This is a genomic window from Arthrobacter liuii, assembly GCF_014639275.1.
Taxonomy (GTDB): Bacteria; Actinomycetota; Actinomycetes; order Actinomycetales; family Micrococcaceae; genus Arthrobacter; species Arthrobacter liuii.
Window position 1 is genome coordinate 1 of the sequence record NZ_BMFW01000008.1, and the last position, 17,303, is coordinate 17,303.

Sequence of the window (17,303 nt, forward strand, 5' to 3'; positions counted from 1 at the left end):
GGGTGGACAGGTCGCGGGTCACGTCTCCGAGCAGTTCACCGATTGAGGCGTTGTCCGCTTTGACGTGCGCCGCGCTGGGCGGCGGCTCGGGAATCTGGCTACTCATCACAACCCACCCGTCTGGCCGTGGCGGCCGGTCCCGGAAGTGCCGTCGGTACCGAAAGGTTCGTCAGCGGTGTAGACACCGTTTTCGGCCCGGTAGGGGTCGTCTTCGAACCGGAGCGGAGTCTCCTCGGCCGTGCCTGCAGGCAAGGTGCTGGTGGACACCGGGGTGGCACTGCTGACGACTGGTTCATCGAAAAGGTCATCGGTACCGGCGGCGTACACGGTCTCCTGGCGCAGCGGCGCTACCGGCGGTGACTGCACGGCGCGGTGCTGGCCTGAGCCCTGCAGCTGGCCCGAACCCTGGATCTGGCCCTGCCCTTCGGGGGCGCCTGCGGTGAGGCCGCGGGTGAGGCGTCCGGCCAGGACACCGGCGCCGGCGGCGAGGAGCAGGAACGTTCCGGGACGGTTGCGGGCGAACCGCTGGACCTCGTTCAGGAGGTCACCGGGCTCCCGGTTTTCCAGCCAGGATGCGACCGAGGAGGTTCGCTCGGCTGCCTGCCGGACCAGGTCGCTGGCCATGCCCTGCTGGTCCGGTGCGCTGGCCATGCTGTGCNTTTCGCCTCATGCGCCACGTTTGCGGCCTCACCCTTGGCAGTCTGGGCCACGCCCTGGGCTGCAGATGCTGCCTCGCCGGCAACGTTGGAAGCCTCCTCCTTGGCCGCCTGGGTCTTGGAGGTGTCAGGGGAACCTGTCGGGTAGGAGGCCTGCTGGGGAGCCACCTCTGTTGCACCGTACGGATCGGCGATGGCCGGGTCCGCGGCGGTGCGTGGGGTCTGGGGCCATTGGTTCTCTGTCATCTTCGCTCTCTTTCAGAAAGGGTTAGCTGGCGATCAAGAACCAGCAATGCTGGCAACTTAGTAAGCAGGGTTACTACTTAGATACTAAGCACACTTCCCTTTTGGATTGCAAGGGGTCGTGCGGGTGGGCTTGGAGTCCCCGGGTGCTTGGCGCAGGGCTGCGCAGCGAACGGATAGTAAGCCTACTTGCGAATATGTTGGTAAGCATGCTTATTGTAGGAGGGTAGCGACGCACGGTGACACGCACTTCGCCACCTACAGGAAGGCCGCGGCCGATGACCAGCAATCTCGATCCGGACGCCCGGAGCAGCTACCGCCTTATCACGTTGGCGGCACGGCTGATCCAGCGGCGCCAGGACGACGCACTGGCCCCCCTTGGCCTCACCCGTGCCGCTGTTATCGCACTGGAAGGCCTGACGGGGGGTCCCCTGAACCAGGAACAGCTCGCCGAGGCGATCAGGGTCCAGAGCCAGACGCTGGGCCGGGTCCTTACCCGGCTTGAAGCCACGGGACTCATCACCAGGACCCGCCACGCTTCGGACCGCCGCCAGCTGAGAGTGGAGCTGACGGACTCCGGTGTTGCTGCCGTTGACGCGGCGCGGCTGGCGGAGATCAACGCTTATCCGGACGATCCGGACATCGCATGGAAGGCGCTCCGGGAGGAACTCACGAAGTTTGTCCGCGCCATTCCGGTGAACCGCGGCGCCGGCGTTGTCCCGTTTGCCCCGCCCGAACACCGCGCCGGGCACGTGCACAGGCAGCAATCCGGACGGGCAAGCGGCCTGCGGGGCTGGGAGCAGCCACGCCAGAACTGACGAGGCTCCACGATGAAGCGGCCGGCCCTTCCAGGCCGGCAACATCTTTTCCTGGCCCTTGTTTCCTGCGGTAAGGCCTACGACGACTGGACCTGGGGTCCGGAGGACCAGCGCAGCAGTGCCGCGGCGCCAGCGCCCTTGGGCAACACCGGACCCGGAACCAGCAGAAGGTGGGCGTCAGTAAGGGCTGCCGCCCGCAACAGGGCTGCAGGGGCCGGAACTTCTCCCAGGATTCCCGCACCCAAGGCTTCGTAGTTGGCTGTCGCGATCCATGGTTCCGCATCCAGGGCCAGCAACGTCCGTTCTGCCAATGCGGCATCATCAAGGATCAGGACCTCCACCTGTGCCTGCTGGAGTGCGTGCACCACGTCTCCTATGCCCTGCGCCGATTCCGGGTTGGGCTGGCCCTCCTGGACCGCCAGCATGTCCATCACGGCCTGCTGCTCCCCGGCCCACACTTCGGCCACCCGCTGGTTGACCTGATCCTCCAGGTCGGCGCGGTCCGCCCCCGCGGTATGTGTGTGGGAGTCCACCTCCGACAGCACTGCCCTGCTTGCCTCGGAGAGGTTTTCCTTGACCAGTCCCCGCGCGCGGATGTCCCCGGCGAGAACGATCAGCCGGGCACCGCTGGAACTGGCTGCCTTGTCGATTTCGCCCGCCACTTCGTCGGCATTCCGGCGCCAGACGTCCTCGGTGTGGTGCTGGAACCGCAGTTCCGACCAGCCGCCGCCGTGGAACTTGTGCACGTGCTCGGACTCGCCTTCCACTTCCTGCACGCTGCCGGCAGCGCCGGCCCCGGCGCGGTACAAGCGGATTTCGCCGTGTTCCCGGCTTACCTCGGCGACCACGTAGGGGAACTCCGCCGGCCGGTGTTTGGCCAGGGGCAGCAGGTCAGGGACCGGTCCCGTTGACACCCGTTCCGGCAATATCAGTGTGCCGGGAAGTACCTCGTTGACCTCCACCTTGCCGTCATGGACCAGGACATACCTGGACACGGGGGAGGGGCTACCCGCGGCTGGCTGGAGGGCCCGCTCCATTGCATCGGCGTCAGCGGACGTTGCCCCCTGTGCTTCAAGCCGGGTACGGGCGTTTCCGGGCCTGACGTCCCCGGCCTCCAGTGTGTCCACCGTTCCGGTCCCTGCATCCACATAGGCTGTGCACCACGGGCCCGGGAGCCGGCATAGGTCCGCGTAGGCCTTAAGGCTGGAGCCGTGGTTGGTGTTGAGGCGTTGTGCCATGACGATCTCCTTCACGCGTGACTTAGTATCACGGGCTTACTGGTTCGTCATTTCACCGTAGCACCGGGGAAGATAGCGTCGAAGGGCCTTCCGACCCCCTGCTTTTCAGGCCTTGCAGGCGTCCTTCAGGGCCCGGACGGACTCTGCCGGCACCTGGTCCCCGGCCTCCGCGATCTGGCCCAACGGCGTCGTAATTTCCGCGGGAACCCCTGCCGTCCGTGCCGCCGATGCCAGGCCGGCCAGCGCCTGGCGGTCCTCTGCGCTGACCAGGCCGTCCTGGACCACCGCGCAGATCTGCTTATTGACTTCCTGTGCGGCGGCGGAGGCAGCCCTGGAGGCGGCATCGCTGGCCGCGTTGCCCGCCGCGTCGCCGACGGCGCCGCATCCGGTCAGCAGCAACAGGGCGGTGGACAGGGCAGCGGCGGAGACGACGGCGGAACGAAGGGTCATGCCTCCAGCGTACCGGCGGTACTAGCGCCGGGCCGGGACGCCCAGGATGCTGTCCAGCAGTCCGTTCCGGAATTTACCTTCGGGGTCATGGGCGTCCGCGAAGGAACGGAAGTCGGCGAAGCGCGGGTACAGCTTTTCCCAGTCGTGGCCGTCCGGGGTGAACAGTTTGCCCCAATGCGGGCGGGCGCCGAAGGGCCGCAGTGCATCCTCCAGGGCCGGGAGGAAGGCTTCCACCTCAGGCTGCAGCGGCTTCCAGGTGAAGTGCAGCGCCACGCTCTGCTGGCGGTAGAACGGACTGAGCCAGAATTCGTCAGGCGCGCCGGTGCGGATTTCCGAGACGAACAGCAAGGGTGCAAGTTTTCCGGCCAGCGCGCGGACTGCCTGGAGGGCGGCAGGGGCGTGCTCCAGTGGAAGGATGAACTCGCTTTGCAGTTCGTCCCCGTTGCTCGGCGTGAACTCGTGCCGGAAGTGCGGGAGCCGGTCCAGCCACGGGCCGGCCTGGTCCATTTGCGCGGTGCAGTTTTCAGCGGACATGTCCGGCAGTGGGTGCCGCGGCCTGAGGGCGGCGGTCGCCCCGAACAGCCGGGGAAGTGGCTGCTCCTCTTCAAGGGCTTTGAGCCAGACCTGGTCGATCCTGTCGCCGGCATAGTCGGTAAACAGGCTCACGCTGTAGGCGCTGGACACGATGGCAGTGAAATCCGCCAGGGCGTTGTCCCACGGCAGGTCCTCGAGGACGCGCTGGCGCATCCGGAAACTTGGGCGCACCGCCAGCTCCAGGCCGGTAACAATGCCCAGGGCCCCGACGCCCACCACGCTTGCCAGGAACTCGTCCCCGTCCGCCCGGCTGAGCGTGACCTGCTCCCCGGAGGCCCGGACCAGGTCGATGGATTCCACCGCACCGGCAAGGGAAGGGTTGTTCACCCCGGAGCCGTGCGTCCCGGTCTGCACCGCACCTGCCACCGAAATGTGGGGCAGCGAGGCAAGGTTATGGATGGCAACCCCGGACTCCTCCAGGGTCCGGCACAGCGCCCCGTAGCTAACCCCGCCGCTCACACGCACTGTTCCCCGGCTGGAATCCAGGTCCACCTGCTGCGGCAGGGCATCGAGGAGGACGTGCACGCCGTCCGTGTCTGCCACCCTGTTGAACGAGTGCCGGGACCCCAGGGCCTTGACGCGCGCCGAGTTTGCCACAAGGTCCGCCAGCTCGGTTACGGAATCCGGCCGCCGGACATCGGCGGAGGAGTATTCGAGGTTTCCTGCCCAGTTCTTCATCAGGTGGCTTTCGCTTGGGGTCGGTTTTCTCCAACTGTCAGCGCTAACAAAGCGGGCTGTCAAGGTGCTTCCGCGGTACGGGCTGCCGCTGTAGGGGAGCCGGGCACCCAATGGCCGGGCCGCCCAACTCCGATGGGAAGCCGGGTGGAAGAGCTGCCGTGGGCGGCGGTGATTTGTGCCTGGGTGAGGAAGAGGGCGCCCCTGAGGTCGGCGGCGTCGAGCCTTGCAATGCGGGCAGTCCCGCGCAAGAGTATCCCGCTCATTCCGTACCCGTCCGGTCAACTGCTCCCAGGATGGCCCGTCCCAGTTGGTCCGGCTTGGTGAACTGCGGCCAGTGTCCCGTGGGCAGGTCGACAAGCTCCACGTCGCGGATCCTGGCCAGTTCCGCGACGAACGGGTTGCCGGCCGCAATCCATTCGCGCAACATGGTGGATGGAAATTCACAGGTGATCACCGTAACGGGCACGCCGTAGCGCCGCTCGTCCTGCAGGTGCTGCCTGCCGTACGCGACACCGCGGGGCTCCGGTACGGCGCGGGCGCGAAACGCCTGCCGGAGTCCGTCGTCGAGATCCACCAGGTCCGCGTCGTCGAAACTCTCCCACGGCGGCAGGGGCACGTCGTCTCCCTCCGCGGGCAGTTCGTCATTGATGACACCGCCCTCGCCGAGGGGACCGCTGTCCACGTAGATGGCCCGTTGCACGCGGTCCGGACGGGCATCGGCCACGCCGTGGATGATGGCCCCGCCGCCGGAATGGCCCACCAGGACTGCTTTGCCGGGCATGGCATCCAGCACTGCCACCACAGCGTCGATGTGGTCCTGCAGGCTGATACCTGCCCGATCGGCGTCTGCTGACTCCTTCCCGGGAAGCGTGAGGGGGTGGGTGCGGTGCCCCGCCGCTTCGAGGGCGGGTGTCACCGCCTCCCACGACGACGCGTCCAACCAGAAACCGGGAACCAGGATGATGTCCATGACCGAACCCTACTCCCCGCCCCGGACATGGAATACGGGCACTCCTACCGCTTCCGCTTCCGGTCCTTCCCTTCCGTCCGATCCATGCGTTCAGAGGCTTCACGCTCGGCCCAGCGCTGCGACTTTCCCGCTGTTACCACCTTCTGGTGCCACTCGCGGTGGTAAGCGCGCTGCACAGCGACGTCGGAGCGGCGTGCCAGCGCCGCCAGTTCCCGCTGTATCTTCAAATACGAGTTCCACCGGCGCCCGGCCAGGGCACCGCTGTCAATGGCGTCGCGGACGTCGAACAGCCCGAATCCGCGTACACCAGGGGTGTCCATCAAGACGGTCCCGTTGGCCAGCGGCACCAGCTCGCGGGCGGTGGTGGTGTGCTTACCCCTGAAATCCCCGGACCGCACCTCTCCGGTGGGTTGGACTTCGCGGCCCACCAACGCATTGATGAGGGTGGATTTGCCGGCACCGGGCGGACAGTTCAATTCCACTGCCCCCAGCGAAGCTCCCGGGGCCAGCCCCGGGCGGGTTTCGCGGGCGCCAACCAGGGGTAGGAAAGCTTTTGCACAGTGTGGGTGGGTGCGATACTTGCGTGGGCAGCATTCGGGCTTCTTGGGGGGACTTCTGGCTCATGGTTCTGGATACGGCAACCCTGCGCATCGCTTTTGGCCTGATGGCCCTGGTGCTGGTGGTTCTTTTCTACTTTTCCGCGTACCGGGTGACGCGCTCGCCGTACAGTGCGTGGTGGTGCGGTGCCCTGCTGTTCTTCCTGTCCGGATCGGGGTGCTTCCTGCTGGACGGCACCCCACACCAGGTGTGGGCCAACCCAGCGGGCAACACACTGCTGGTCCACGGCGGCGTGGCAGTGTGGGCCGGAGCGCGCTCGCTGCGGACCGCGCGGCCGCCCAAGTGGGCGTTCACCGGCATCCCGCTGCTCACCCTGGTGGCCTCCCTGCTGGACCATCCGGCCACCAACACCTGGTCCGGCGGCCCCGTGTTCCTCGCGGCGATGAGCGTGACCATCGGGCTGGCCTCCCGTGAGCTGTGGCGCCTTGAGCCGGGCTATTCGCGGGTCCGCATTCCCATGGCGGTGGCCGCCGGAGGGCTCTCAGTCTTTTATTTCTTTCGCTGGCTGGCGTTCCTGGTGGAGGGCCCGGAGGGCCCGGTCTTCGTCACCGTCTTTGGATCGGCCATCACCACGCTGGTGACCATGGTGTTGCTGGTGGTGGTGTCCTTCAGCATGGCGGCATTGAGCAGCGAACAGCAGACGCGCGTCCTGCGCGTGGTGGCCACCCGCGACGACCTCACCGGGCTCCTGAACCGCAAGGCCTTCCTGGAACTGGCTGCCGAGCAGTTGGCCGACCGCACTATCACCGGCGGTTCCGGGGCCCTGATCCTGGCTGACCTTGACCACTTCAAGGCAGTCAATGATACCTACGGCCATGCCGCCGGCGACCTTGCGCTGCAGGCCTTCGCCGATGCCTGCACTGCCACGGTGCGTTCCACCGACCTGACCGGGAGGTACGGCGGGGAAGAGTTTGTCATCCTGGTTCCGGGGGCAAGCGCCGAACGGGCCGAGACGATAGCGGAGGAAATCAGCAGGCGCCTGGCCGGAGCGGAAACGGCGGGCGGCATGGAGCTGCCCACCGCGAGTTACGGCATTTCCACGTACGACGGCGGGACCTCCGATGTGGAGGACCTCATCGCCTCAGCGGATGCCGCCCTGTACAGGGCCAAGTCCCTGGGCAGGAACCGCGCCGCCCGCAGCGACGAGATGTACTAGCTTCACTGCGGTACGCGGCGCGGTTCGGGCTGGCTACTTGGATTGGAGGGCGTCTGCCTGTTCCGCCAGGACCGTCAGTGCCACGCTTTCCGGCCGTTCAACAGTGCTCTGGATGCCGATTGTCATGCCGCTGTGCGCAGCCTTGAGGACAGATTCCATGACCTCCAAAGCATGGTAGGCCAGGGCGCCACCCGCCCGGGGTTCTTTGCCCTTTGGGGTGGAAGCCAGGTCGGCGATGCCAAAACCTCGCCCTGCATCAACATATCCCGCCGAGACGGGGAGGGTTTCCCATTCCTCAGCGCCCAGGGAGAACAGCTGGACATCACCGTCGAAGTGATTGGGGTCCGGCACCACCAGGGATCCGCGTTCGCCGTGGATCTCGATGTTCGGCGACTTGGACTTCACGGCATCAAAGCTCATGAAGAGTGTTGAGAGGGCCCCGGAGGCGTGGACCAGGACGCCGGTTACGTGGGAGTCGATGTTCACGGGTACCTTTTCCCCCTCGCGGGGCCCCGATCCGATAGTCCGCTCAGTCCTGGTATGGCTGGCAGCGCCCACCACCGACACCACGGGACCCAGCAGCGTCACGAGTGCGGAGACGTAGTAGGGGCCCATGTCCAGGAGGGGGCCACCACCGGGCTGGTAGTAGAAATCCGGGTTGGGGTGCCAGCGCTCGTGGCCAGGGGTCACCATGGTGGCCGACGCCGAGATAGGGGCGCCGATCAGGCCGTCGTCGATGGCCTTGCGTGCGGTCTGGACCCCGGTGCCCAGGACGGTGTCAGGGGCACAGCCGACGGCGACGCCCGCCTGGCGCGCTGCGTCCAGTACCTGGCGTGCCTCCTGAGTTGTGGCTGCGAGGGGCTTTTCGCCGTACACGCTTTTTCCGGCCGCGATCGCTTTCAGCGCCACGTCTGCGTGCGCGGCAGGGATGGTCAGGTTCAGGACCAGGTCAACATCATCCGCGGCGAGCAGTTCCTCCACTGAGAGGGCACGGACGCCGTCGTAATCATCAGCGACAGCCTGGGCGCGCGCGGGGTCGAGGTCCGCAACGGCCACCAGCTGGATCTGGTCCAGCCGTCGGAAATTGGTGAGGTACTGCGCGATGATGGCTCCGCAGCCAATGATTCCGACTTTCAACGGCTTGCCCACAGCAGGCCCCTTTCGATGATGGTGCGAACGTTCTGGTCCTGGAGGATTTCCACCCGGTGTCCTGGGGTGGCAACGAAGATCCGGCCCTTGCCCCACTGCCGGGTCCAGATGGCCGGGGAAGTGACTTCGCGGTTCCAGGGGTCCCACTCGCGGACTTTCTGGGTGGTGGTGGCCAGGACGTCGATGTAGTCGTCTGAAAGCACCCAGTACTGTTCGGTGACCAGGTCGAAGTCCTTGATGCCCTTTGTGATGGGGTGCCCGGCCGCCGCGGGCAGCATGTTGACGGTGTAAGGCACGTAGTTGTCCGACTGCTCGCCCATGCATTCGTCAGGGTGCTTGCCGGGGTGGCAGGCGAACTGGCCGCCGATCAGGTGCAGGTAGTCCGAGGTGTTCCGGTAGGAATCGGCGATGCCGCCGTGCCAGCCGGCCAGGCCGGTGCCGTTCTCCACGGCTGCCCGCAGTCCGGCGAACTCGTCCTTTTCGATGGTGGTCATGGTCATGCACTGCATGATCAGGTCCACCCCTGCCATATAGCCGGCGTCGGCATAGACCTTGGGGGATTCCTCCACCCGGACGTCATAGCCGTTGTCCTTGAGGTAGGGGATGAAGAGCTCCGTGGCCTCGTAGGGCTGGTGGCCGTCCCAGCCGCCGCGGACGACCAGCGCGTTCTTGGTTTCTGTCATTGACGTTTCCTTTGTTTGACTGCCGGCTTTTGCCGGCAAAGCGTGGGTCAGCGGCTGGCGAAGGCTGCGTCGAAGGCAGCTGCCGGTGGGGCGATCCGGGCCAGTTCCTGGACCATGGCCAGCGCCTGGGGGGCTCCGACAAGGCGGTCCATGCCGGCGTCCTCCCACTCGATGCTGGTGGGGCCTTCGTAGCCGATGGCGTTCAGGGTCCGGAAGATCCGGTTCCACTGCACGTCCCCGTGCCCTGCCGTGACAAAGTCCCAGCCCCGCCGGGGGTCTGCCCAGGCGAGGTGGGAGCCCAGGCGGCCGTTGCGGCCATCCAGCTGGCGGACGGATTCCTTCACGTGGACGTGGAAGATCTTGTCCGCGAAGTCCTGCAGGAACATCACGGGGTCCAGGTCCTGCCAGATGAAGTGGGAGGGGTCGAAGTTCAGGCCAAAGTTCTTCCTGTGGCCGATCGCCTCGAGGGTCCGTTTGGCGGTCCAGTAGTCGTAGGCGATTTCGGACGGGTGGACTTCCAGTGCGAACCGGACACCCACTTCGTCGAAGACGTCCAGGATGGGGTTCCAGCGGTCCGCGAAGTCCTGGTATCCGGCGTCGATCATTTCCTGGGAGGCCGGCGGGAACATGGCCACGGCCTTCCAGATGGACGAGCCGGTGAAGCCTGTCACCGTCTTTACGCCGAGGCGGGCAGCGGCGCGTGCGGTGTCCTTCATCGATTCGGCGGCGCGGCGGCGCACACCTTCAGGGTCGCCGTCTCCCCAGATTTCAGCCGACAGGATGCCCTGGTGGCGCTGGTCGATGGGGTCGTCGCACACGGCCTGGCCGGTGAGGTGGTTGGCGATCGCATGGACCTGGAGGTTGTTCTTCTCCAGGATGTCCAGGCGGCCCTGGAGGTAGTTGTCGTCCTCCGCCGCACGGCGCGGGTCCAGGTGGTCGCCCCAGCAGGCGATTTCCAGTCCGTCGAAACCCCACTCGCCGGCGAGCCGCGCCACTTCTTCAAAGGGCAGGTCGGCCCATTGGCCCGTAAACAGCGTGATTGGTCGTGTCATCGTATTTCCTTGGTCGCTCGAAGCTGGGAGTTGGTCAGACTTTTTGCCATTGGCTGGAGTTGGCGGCGCTGGATTCCACGGCCGCGAGGACCCGCTGCACCTGCAATGCGTCCGCGAAGGACGGCTCCGGCTGGCGGCTCTCACCGATGGCGGTGACGAGGTCCACCACCTGGTGGGTGAAGCCGTGCTCGTACCCCAGGCCGTGGCCCGTGGGCCACCAGTTGCCGACGTAGGGGTGCTCGGGCTCCGTGACGAAGATCCGGCGGAAGCCGGCGTCAGGGGCTTCCGCCGCGTCATAGAAGGACAGGACGTTCATGTCCTCGAAATCGAAGGCGAGGGACCCTTTGGTGCCGTTGACTTCCAGCCGCATGGCGTTCTTCCGGCCCAGGGCGTACCGCGTTGCCTCAAAGACGCCGATGGCACCTGCGGAAGCGCCGCCGTCGAACTTTGCACTGAAGATGGCCGCATCATCAACGGTGACCTTCCCCCGCGGGGCATCGCCGCTGATGTTCCCGTGGCCGCCCAGGCCCACGAGGTCTCCGGCCAGCGGGCGTTCGTGGACGAAGGTTTCCAGCATCGCCGAGACCCCGCTGATGTTCTGCCCGGTGACCCACTGGGCGGCGTCGATGCTGTGTGCCCCGATGTCGCCCAGGGAGCCGGAGCCGGACTTGCTCTTGTCCAGCCGCCAGGTCATGGGGGCATTGGCGTCGGAGAGCCAGTCCTGCAGGTACTGGGCCCTGACGTGCCGGATTTCGCCGAGACGGCCCTGGTCCACGAACCGCTTGGCCAGCGCCAGCGCGGGGGTGCGGCGGTAGCTGAAGCCGCACATGGAGAAGACGCCGTGCTTCGCGGCGGTTTCCGCGGCGAGCGTCATCCTCTCGGCTTCCTCCACGGAGTTGGCCAGCGGCTTTTCGCACAATACGTGCTTGCCGGCTTCAAGGGCGGCGATGGCAATCTCGGCGTGCGTGTTGCCGGGGGTGCAGATGTCGATGAGGTCGATGTCGTCGCGCTCGATCAGGCGGCGCCAGTCGGTCTCCACCGACTCCCAGCCGAGCTTGTCCGCTGCGGCACGGACGCCGTCTGCATTCCTGCCGGCCACGGCGGTGAGCTGTGGCTGCAGCGGCAGGTCGAAGAACCTCGGTGCGGTGCGCCAGGCGTGGGAGTGGGCTGCACCCATGAAGGCGTAACCCACCATGCCGACCCGCAGGGGTTGGGGCTGTGTCATCGGAGGTCCTTTCTACTTGCTGAATCCGGCGGTCAGGCCTGCGAGCAGCTGGCGCCGACCGATGACGTAAAGCACCAGGATGGGCAGGGTGCTGAGCACCACGGAGGCGAGTACGGCGGGGATGTTGACGCTGAATTCACCCTGAAAGGTCCAAAGGCCCAGGGGCAGGACGCGCAGGCTGGGGCTCTGGGTGAGCACCAGCGGAAGCAGGAACCCGTTCCAGACGTGCAGGCCGTTGTAGATGGCAACCGTCACGATGGCCGGCCGGGTGAGGGGCAGGGCCAGCCGCCACATGGTCTGCCACTCACTGCAGCCGTCCAGCCGCATTGACTCGAACAGTTCGTTCGGCACGTCACGGATGAAGTTGGACAAGATCAGCACCGTCAACGGGATGGCAAAGGCAATGGATGGAAGCATCAGTGCCAGCAGGCTGTCGTACAGGTTGAGCCGGATGATCATCAGGTAGATGGGGATGATCGTGGCCTGCAGCGGGATGGCCAGCCCCATCAGGAACATGCCGTTGACCAGCTTGAGGAACCTGCCGGCGCCGCGGACGATCGCAAAAGACGCCATGAACGAAATCAGCACCGCCGGAATCACGGAACCGAGCGTGACGATGGCGCTGTTCATGAAGTAGCGGGCGAAATCCGCCTCAAGCACCAGCTGGTAGTTCTCCAGGGTGGGTTCGGTGGGCAGGGACAGCGGATTCTGACCGAAGTAGCCGGCCTGCGTCTTGAGGCTGGTGATCACCACGTAATAGATCGGCAGGATGATGACGGCCAGCCAGAGCCAGCCGCCCAGGCCACCGGGGATGTTGAGCCGCCTCAGCCGTGTGCCGAACCCCCGCTTGGCGGCTGACGAGCCGCCACGCGGTGCGGTGCGGGCCTCCTGCGTCGTGCTTTTCAGGACGGTACTCACCCTACAAACCTTCCAATTGGCTGCCCTGCTTGTCCTTGCCTCCGAGTCGCTGGAGGAATAGGGCGAGTGCAAGGCCGATGATGACGAGAATGACTGCGATGACGCTGGCCGGACCCATGAGGTTGGCCCGGAAGCCCCGGAGGTACATGTCCAGGGCCAGGACCCGGGTGGAGTTTCCCGGACCGCCGCCGGTGAGGACGAAGATCAGGTCGAAGTACGTCAGCGACCCCACCACCATGAGGGTTGAGGAGGTGATGATGGTGTACTTCAGCTGCGGCAGCGTGATGTGGAAGAACTGTTTGATGGTGCCTGCCCCATCAATCTGCGCTGCCTCGTAAAGGGACTTGGGAATCTGCCGCACGCCGCCTTGGTAGATGAGCGTATGGAACGGCACGAACTGCCATGCAATGACGAAAATGACCAGGCCCACGGCCAGCTGTGGGACACCGAGCCAGTCCTGGGCAAGGAACGGCAGCCCCAGGCCGGTTGCCAGGCCGAAGTTCGGATCCAGCAGGGCCTTGAACGCAATGGCGACGGCGGCCGATGACAGCAGCAGGGGGAGGAAGTACAGCACGGCCAGGGCTGCGCGGTACTTCTGGCTGCCAGCGGTGAAGACGCCCAGCAGGAGGCTGATGGGCGTCTGGACCAGCCAGGAGACGATCATGATCAGGAAGGTCAGGCCCAGGGAGTTGTACAGCCCCGGATCTGCCAGCACGGAGAACCAGTTGTCCAGTCCCGCCGCCCCAATGGCACCGATCCCATCCCAGTTGGTGAAGCTGAGGATGAACACACCGGCCAGCGGGATGACGGCGAAGACCAGGAAGAAGAACAGCGCAGGAATGGTCAGCCAGGCCAGGGCGGCCTTGCGTTGTTCTGTCTGCTTGGAATCCTTAACGCTGACGGCGGGCCCCGGGGCGGTGGAGACGGTGTTACTCATTTTCCGAGGGTGCCGTTCATGTTCTCGGCGAACTGCTGCGGCGTGATGGACTTCAGGAAGAGCTGGTCGATGTTGTTCAGCAGTGCCTCGGCGGCGGTGGGGCTCAATGCCTGGTCCCATGACTGCTGGAAGCTGGGGGCGTTCTTCGCAAGGTCGTAGACGAAGTTGAGGAAATCCTTGTCGGGGGACGTGTTCAGCTTGCTTTCGATGCCGTTGACAATGGGCACGGATCCGGAGTTGATGTAGGCGTCGATCATGGTATCGGTCATGATGCCGTCCTTGAAGAACTTCTTGGCGGACTCCTTTTCCTTGTCGCTGGCCTTGGCGGAAATGGACTGGTAGTTTGCCGGGTTGCCCACGCCGTTCTTCGGGTCGCCCTTGCCGCCGGCAACGGCGGGGAACTGGACGAATCCCAGCTTGCCGTCCTGGACGAAGTTCTTGCCGTCCCTTTTCATGGGCCCGTACGTCCAGGAACCGTGCAGCATCATGGCGGCCTTGCCGGTGTACAGAAGGGCCTGATCGGCATTGGAGTCAGCCGTGATGGAGGAGAATCCCTTGATGAACCCGTCAGCGGAAACGAGTTCCTGGATCTTGGTTCCGGTCTCGATGACGGCGGGGTCCATCCAGGCATTGGGCTTGCCCGCGAAGATCGCCTTGAATACGTCGGGGCCACCGATGCGGTCCAGCAGGTATTCGAGCCACATCATGGAGGTCCAGCGCGACTGGCCGCCCAGGGAGAAGGGGGCCACCCCCATGCCATTGAAGGTTTTCACCAGGGACATGATGTCTTCCCAGGTCTTGGGCGCCTGGACGCCTGCCTTCTGGAACAGTTCCTTGTTGTAGAACAAGACAATCGGACCGACATACATGTTGGGCAGGGCGTAGATCTTGCCGTTGACCGTGGCGGCGCTGAAGGTGGACGGGAAAAACTTCTTCTTCAGGTCCGGTTCGGAATCCAGCCAGCTGGTGAGGTCCTCAACCTGGTTCGCCTCGGCGTACGTCTTCAGGGTGCCGCCACCCCAGTTGTAGATGATGGTGGGCGCCTGGTTGGCGCCAATGGCGGTCTTGATCTTGGTCTTATAGGCATCGTTCTGGAAGAAGGTGACCGCGATCTTGTTGTCGGGGTTTGCCTGGTTGAAGGTATCGATGGCCTTCTGCATGTTGGTCTGGTTCGGCTCGCCGGACAGGAACCACATGCTGGCGCCACCGTTGCCGCTGGAGGCGCCCGGACCTGACGTCCCGCAGGCTGAGGTAGCGGCAACGGCAAAGGGAGTAAGGACAGCGAGGGCGAGGAAAGAGCGGCGAGAGGTCTGGGGTTGCTTCATTGCTTCTCCATTGTGAATTCTTCGAATCGGGATCCGGGGCGTTCGCTCCGACTTTAGTTCGAAACATTTCGAACGGTGATATAAGTCACGCTGTAAACTAAAGCTCCAAAAATCGGCGTAGTCAAGGGATCGTAGAGGATATTTTTGGAAGGAACTGGTCTCCTGCGCGCTGCTTGACGGCAGAACTGCTTCTTCTGCAGAATGAGTGCACTTCTCATCTTCGAAAGATTGCGAACCCATGACGACAAAATCGCCGGAGCGGACCAAGCCCACGCTCGCAACCGTGGCCAGGCAGGCAGGCGTCTCGGCTCCGACCGTCTCCAAGGTGGTGAACGGCCGCGACGATGTGGCTCCGGAAACGAGGGCCCGCATCCTTGCCGTGCTGGAACAGGCGGGTTACCAGTCGCCCGTGCAGCGCAGGGCTGCAGCGGAAACCGGGACGGTGGTGGAAGTGGTGATCGACGTGCTCGACTCCGCCTACACCATCCAGGTCCTGAACGGTATCCTGCAGTTCGCGGCCGGCGCCGACGTCGAAATCCTGGTGAGCGTTACAGGCCAGTCCACTCCTGGCCGGCAAACCCCGGAACGCCGTGCCCAGCGCATGCTGGATGAGGGCAGGGCGGGGATGATCGTGGTGACCTCGGCCTTCAGCGAGACACAACTGCACGCATTCCGCCGCCGCCAGATCCCGGTTGTCGTGATCGACCCGCTCAACCCGCCCTCAGCGGATGTGGTCAGCGTTGGCGCGACCAACTGGGCCGGCGGCAAGGCGGCCACCGAGCATCTGCTGGGACTGGGACACCGGCGCATCGCCTACATCGGCGGGATCGAGGGCTCCGAATGCAATCAGGCGCGGCTGCACGGGTACATGGCAGCCCTGATGGCGCAAGGCATCACTGTGGACCCCCAGTACATCGTGTCCGGCGGCCGCTTCCGGACAGAGAGTGGAGTCAACGGATTCAGGGAGCTGCTGAAGTTGGACCCCCTCCCCACGGCCATCTTCGCCGGCAGCGACGCCATTGCCCTGGGTGTCCTCAGCGAAGCGCGGCACCACGGGATCAGGGTGCCCGAGGACCTCAGCCTGATTGGTTTTGATGGCACCAACCAGGGTGAACAGTCCGTCCCTTCGCTGAGTTCGGTGGCCCAGCCCCTGGAGGAGATGGGCAGGGCGGCCCTGAGGTCACTCCTGCGCCAGGCGCACGGCGAGGTCCTGGATTCCCACCGCGTGGAACTGGCCACCCAGGTGATTGTCCGCGAATCCACCGCCCCGCCCGCGGCGTGACGGGGGCCTGTTTGGGCCGTCCCCGGTGTGCTGCGCCCATTGACGAAAGACATCACGCATGAAAATCACCAACCTCGACACTGTGGTCGTGGACTTTTACCGCACCAACCTCATCTTCGTCCGGCTGGCAACCGATGAGGGCCTGACGGGAATAGCGGAAGCCACCCTTGAAGGCCAGGAGCATGCAGTACGCGGCGCCGTGGCAGTCCTTGCCGATGCCGTACGTGGCAAGGATCCCACCCGGATCACGCAGACCATTTATGAAGTGAACCGCGACGCTTACTGGCGCGGAGGCCCCGTCTCGATGACTGCACTCAGCGCCCTCGAGATGGCCATGTGGGATGTCTCAGCCCGCGCGCTGGGAGTCCCCGTCCACCGGATGCTGGGTGGGCAGGTCCGCGACCGCGTCCGGGCCTACGCCAACGGCTGGTTCTCCGGCGCAAAAACACCCGGGGAGTTCGCCGAGGCCGCTGTCCAGACCGTTGCCCAGGGATTCCGTGGGCTCAAATGGGATCCTTTTGAGGCTGCAGACCTCATCCTTGAACCCCGCGATGTGCGGCGTATGCTCGAGCCCGTTGCCGCTGTCCGGGAGGCGGTCGGTGATGACGTTGAGCTGTTTATCGAAGGGCACGGCCGCTTCGACGTACCCACGGCCATCCGCGTGGCGCGGGAAATTGAACAGTTCCAACCGGTGTTCTTCGAAGAGCCCTGCCCGCCGGACGGCCTCGATGCACTCATCGAGGTACGCAGCAAATCCCCTGTCCCCATCGCTGCTGGGGAGCGCTGGATGGGACGGAACACCTTCATTCCCGCCCTGGCACGCAACGCAGTGGACTATATCCAGCCTGACGTCACCCATGCCGGCGGAATGATGGAACTGTCGTTCATCTCCACGCTGGCTGCAGCCCACTACGTCCCCTTCGCACCGCACAACCCGAGCGGACCCCTCAGCACGGCCGCAACCCTGCAGCTTGGCGCGGCCCTGCCGAATTTCCGCTACCTGGAGATTATGGCAACGGACGTTCCATGGCGGAGCGAGATCTCCAGTGAGCGTCTCCAGTTGACCGCGGAGGGCGACATCATGATCCCCGAGGGTGTGGGCCTGGGCATCGAACTGGACTTTGACGCGATCGCCGAGCACCCTTTCACGCCACACCCCATGCGGATCTTCAACGATGTGGTGGCCGATATCCGGCCGCCCGGTGCCCGATCGTATTTCAACCTGGAGGGGGCGGCAGCGGGTACCGTCGCAGGCGGCACCTAGAGCAACAAAAGCGGCTGCCACCCCGGTCCAAAAGGACAGGATGGCAG

Annotated in this window: 17 protein-coding genes and 1 pseudogene; 4 read left to right on the forward strand and 14 right to left on the reverse strand. The window is 65.2% G+C overall.

Features of this window, described 5'->3' with window-relative positions:
• Positions 1-105: 105 nt before the first annotated feature.
• Positions 106-651 carry a hypothetical protein gene (locus tag IEW19_RS10445; protein ID WP_373283587.1) on the reverse strand — a complete coding sequence of 182 codons (546 nt, stop codon included), beginning with the start codon at positions 649-651 and terminating at the stop codon, positions 106-108.
• 526 nt (positions 652-1,177) lie between these two features.
• Between IEW19_RS10445 and IEW19_RS10450 the strand changes: the two genes are divergently transcribed.
• Positions 1,178-1,717 (forward strand): MarR family winged helix-turn-helix transcriptional regulator, encoded by a 540-nt coding sequence (locus IEW19_RS10450; protein WP_188571572.1) that lies wholly within the window; start codon positions 1,178-1,180, stop codon positions 1,715-1,717.
• Positions 1,718-1,794: 77 nt separating this feature from the next.
• On the opposite strand, the gene IEW19_RS10455 is transcribed toward IEW19_RS10450, so the two are convergent.
• The 6 genes and pseudogenes from IEW19_RS10455 to rsgA all read right to left on the reverse strand — a co-directional run.
• The gene (locus IEW19_RS10455; protein WP_188571573.1) at positions 1,795-2,955 is read right to left on the reverse strand and encodes a baeRF2 domain-containing protein; all 1,161 of its coding nucleotides are present in this window, start codon (positions 2,953-2,955) and stop codon (positions 1,795-1,797) included.
• Between the two features lie 105 nt (positions 2,956-3,060).
• On the reverse strand, positions 3,061-3,405 hold the full coding sequence (locus IEW19_RS10460; RefSeq protein ID WP_188571574.1) for a hypothetical protein: 345 nt from the start codon (positions 3,403-3,405) through the stop codon (positions 3,061-3,063).
• 21 nt (positions 3,406-3,426) lie between these two features.
• On the reverse strand, positions 3,427-4,677 hold the full coding sequence (locus IEW19_RS10465; protein ID WP_188571575.1) for a D-arabinono-1,4-lactone oxidase: 1,251 nt from the start codon (positions 4,675-4,677) through the stop codon (positions 3,427-3,429).
• A 59-nt stretch (positions 4,678-4,736) separates the two neighbouring features.
• Positions 4,737-4,940, reverse strand: a complete 204-nt coding sequence (locus tag IEW19_RS10470) for a hypothetical protein (protein WP_229748422.1) — start codon at positions 4,938-4,940, stop codon at positions 4,737-4,739.
• A complete protein-coding gene (locus tag IEW19_RS10475; protein ID WP_188571576.1) occupies positions 4,937-5,647 on the reverse strand; it encodes an alpha/beta fold hydrolase in 711 nt (236 codons plus the stop codon). The genes IEW19_RS10470 and IEW19_RS10475 overlap by 4 nt, the downstream gene beginning before the upstream one ends.
• A gap of 44 nt (positions 5,648-5,691) precedes the next feature.
• Positions 5,692-6,135, reverse strand: a pseudogene (rsgA, locus tag IEW19_RS10480) (GTPase RsgA); the annotation flags it as partial.
• Between the two features lie 134 nt (positions 6,136-6,269).
• Between rsgA and IEW19_RS10485 the strand changes: the two are divergent.
• Positions 6,270-7,421: a GGDEF domain-containing protein gene (locus IEW19_RS10485; protein WP_188571698.1), complete on the forward strand. Its 1,152-nt coding sequence runs from the start codon at positions 6,270-6,272 to the stop codon at positions 7,419-7,421.
• 33 nt (positions 7,422-7,454) lie between these two features.
• On the opposite strand, the gene IEW19_RS10490 is transcribed toward IEW19_RS10485, so the two are convergent.
• Genes IEW19_RS10490 through IEW19_RS10520 form a run of 7 tightly spaced genes read right to left on the reverse strand, consistent with a single transcriptional unit; the run spans position 7,455 to position 14,710 of the window.
• On the reverse strand, positions 7,455-8,570 hold the full coding sequence (locus tag IEW19_RS10490; protein WP_188571577.1) for a Gfo/Idh/MocA family protein: 1,116 nt from the start codon (positions 8,568-8,570) through the stop codon (positions 7,455-7,457).
• Positions 8,555-9,253, reverse strand: coding sequence for a ThuA domain-containing protein (locus IEW19_RS10495; RefSeq protein ID WP_188571578.1), 699 nt, complete (start codon positions 9,251-9,253; stop codon positions 8,555-8,557). Before IEW19_RS10495 ends, IEW19_RS10490 begins: the two co-directional genes overlap by 16 nt.
• 47 nt (positions 9,254-9,300) lie before the next feature.
• Complete coding sequence (locus tag IEW19_RS10500) at positions 9,301-10,305, reverse strand: sugar phosphate isomerase/epimerase family protein (protein ID WP_188571579.1); 1,005 nt, start codon at positions 10,303-10,305, stop codon at positions 9,301-9,303.
• Between the two features lie 34 nt (positions 10,306-10,339).
• A complete protein-coding gene (locus IEW19_RS10505) occupies positions 10,340-11,530 on the reverse strand; it encodes a Gfo/Idh/MocA family protein (protein WP_188571580.1) in 1,191 nt (396 codons plus the stop codon).
• Between the two features lie 12 nt (positions 11,531-11,542).
• Positions 11,543-12,448, reverse strand: coding sequence for a carbohydrate ABC transporter permease (locus IEW19_RS10510; protein ID WP_188571581.1), 906 nt, complete (start codon positions 12,446-12,448; stop codon positions 11,543-11,545).
• Between the two features lies 1 nt (position 12,449).
• The gene (locus IEW19_RS10515) at positions 12,450-13,385 is read right to left on the reverse strand and encodes a carbohydrate ABC transporter permease (protein WP_188571582.1); all 936 of its coding nucleotides are present in this window, start codon (positions 13,383-13,385) and stop codon (positions 12,450-12,452) included.
• The gene (locus tag IEW19_RS10520; protein ID WP_188571583.1) at positions 13,382-14,710 is read right to left on the reverse strand and encodes an extracellular solute-binding protein; all 1,329 of its coding nucleotides are present in this window, start codon (positions 14,708-14,710) and stop codon (positions 13,382-13,384) included. The genes IEW19_RS10515 and IEW19_RS10520 overlap by 4 nt, the downstream gene beginning before the upstream one ends.
• Positions 14,711-14,948: 238 nt before the next feature.
• Here IEW19_RS10520 and IEW19_RS10525 point away from each other — a divergent pair, with 238 nt between their 5' ends.
• On the forward strand, positions 14,949-15,992 hold the full coding sequence (locus IEW19_RS10525) for a LacI family DNA-binding transcriptional regulator (RefSeq protein ID WP_188571584.1): 1,044 nt from the start codon (positions 14,949-14,951) through the stop codon (positions 15,990-15,992).
• A gap of 58 nt (positions 15,993-16,050) precedes the next feature.
• The gene (locus IEW19_RS10530) at positions 16,051-17,256 is read left to right on the forward strand and encodes a mandelate racemase/muconate lactonizing enzyme family protein (RefSeq protein ID WP_188571585.1); all 1,206 of its coding nucleotides are present in this window, start codon (positions 16,051-16,053) and stop codon (positions 17,254-17,256) included.
• The last annotated feature ends 47 nt before the right edge of the window (positions 17,257-17,303 follow it).

Coding starts and splice junctions, on each gene's coding strand:
- IEW19_RS10450 (WP_188571572.1), top strand. CDS start 1,178: ATGACCAGCAATCTCGATCCGGACGCCCGGAGCAGCTACCGCCTTATC.
- IEW19_RS10495 (WP_188571578.1), bottom strand. CDS start 9,253: ATGACAGAAACCAAGAACGCGCTGGTCGTCCGCGGCGGCTGGGACGGC.
- IEW19_RS10515 (WP_188571582.1), bottom strand. CDS start 13,385: ATGAGTAACACCGTCTCCACCGCCCCGGGGCCCGCCGTCAGCGTTAAG.
- IEW19_RS10470 (WP_229748422.1), bottom strand. CDS start 4,940: ATGAGCGGGATACTCTTGCGCGGGACTGCCCGCATTGCAAGGCTCGAC.
- IEW19_RS10505 (WP_188571580.1), bottom strand. CDS start 11,530: ATGACACAGCCCCAACCCCTGCGGGTCGGCATGGTGGGTTACGCCTTC.
- IEW19_RS10525 (WP_188571584.1), top strand. CDS start 14,949: ATGACGACAAAATCGCCGGAGCGGACCAAGCCCACGCTCGCAACCGTG.
- IEW19_RS10530 (WP_188571585.1), top strand. CDS start 16,051: ATGAAAATCACCAACCTCGACACTGTGGTCGTGGACTTTTACCGCACC.
- IEW19_RS10520 (WP_188571583.1), bottom strand. CDS start 14,710: ATGAAGCAACCCCAGACCTCTCGCCGCTCTTTCCTCGCCCTCGCTGTC.
- IEW19_RS10455 (WP_188571573.1), bottom strand. CDS start 2,955: ATGGCACAACGCCTCAACACCAACCACGGCTCCAGCCTTAAGGCCTAC.
- IEW19_RS10465 (WP_188571575.1), bottom strand. CDS start 4,677: ATGAAGAACTGGGCAGGAAACCTCGAATACTCCTCCGCCGATGTCCGG.
- IEW19_RS10485 (WP_188571698.1), top strand. CDS start 6,270: ATGGTTCTGGATACGGCAACCCTGCGCATCGCTTTTGGCCTGATGGCC.
- IEW19_RS10445 (WP_373283587.1), bottom strand. CDS start 651: ATGGCCAGCGCACCGGACCAGCAGGGCATGGCCAGCGACCTGGTCCGG.
- IEW19_RS10460 (WP_188571574.1), bottom strand. CDS start 3,405: ATGACCCTTCGTTCCGCCGTCGTCTCCGCCGCTGCCCTGTCCACCGCC.
- IEW19_RS10500 (WP_188571579.1), bottom strand. CDS start 10,305: ATGACACGACCAATCACGCTGTTTACGGGCCAATGGGCCGACCTGCCC.
- IEW19_RS10475 (WP_188571576.1), bottom strand. CDS start 5,647: ATGGACATCATCCTGGTTCCCGGTTTCTGGTTGGACGCGTCGTCGTGG.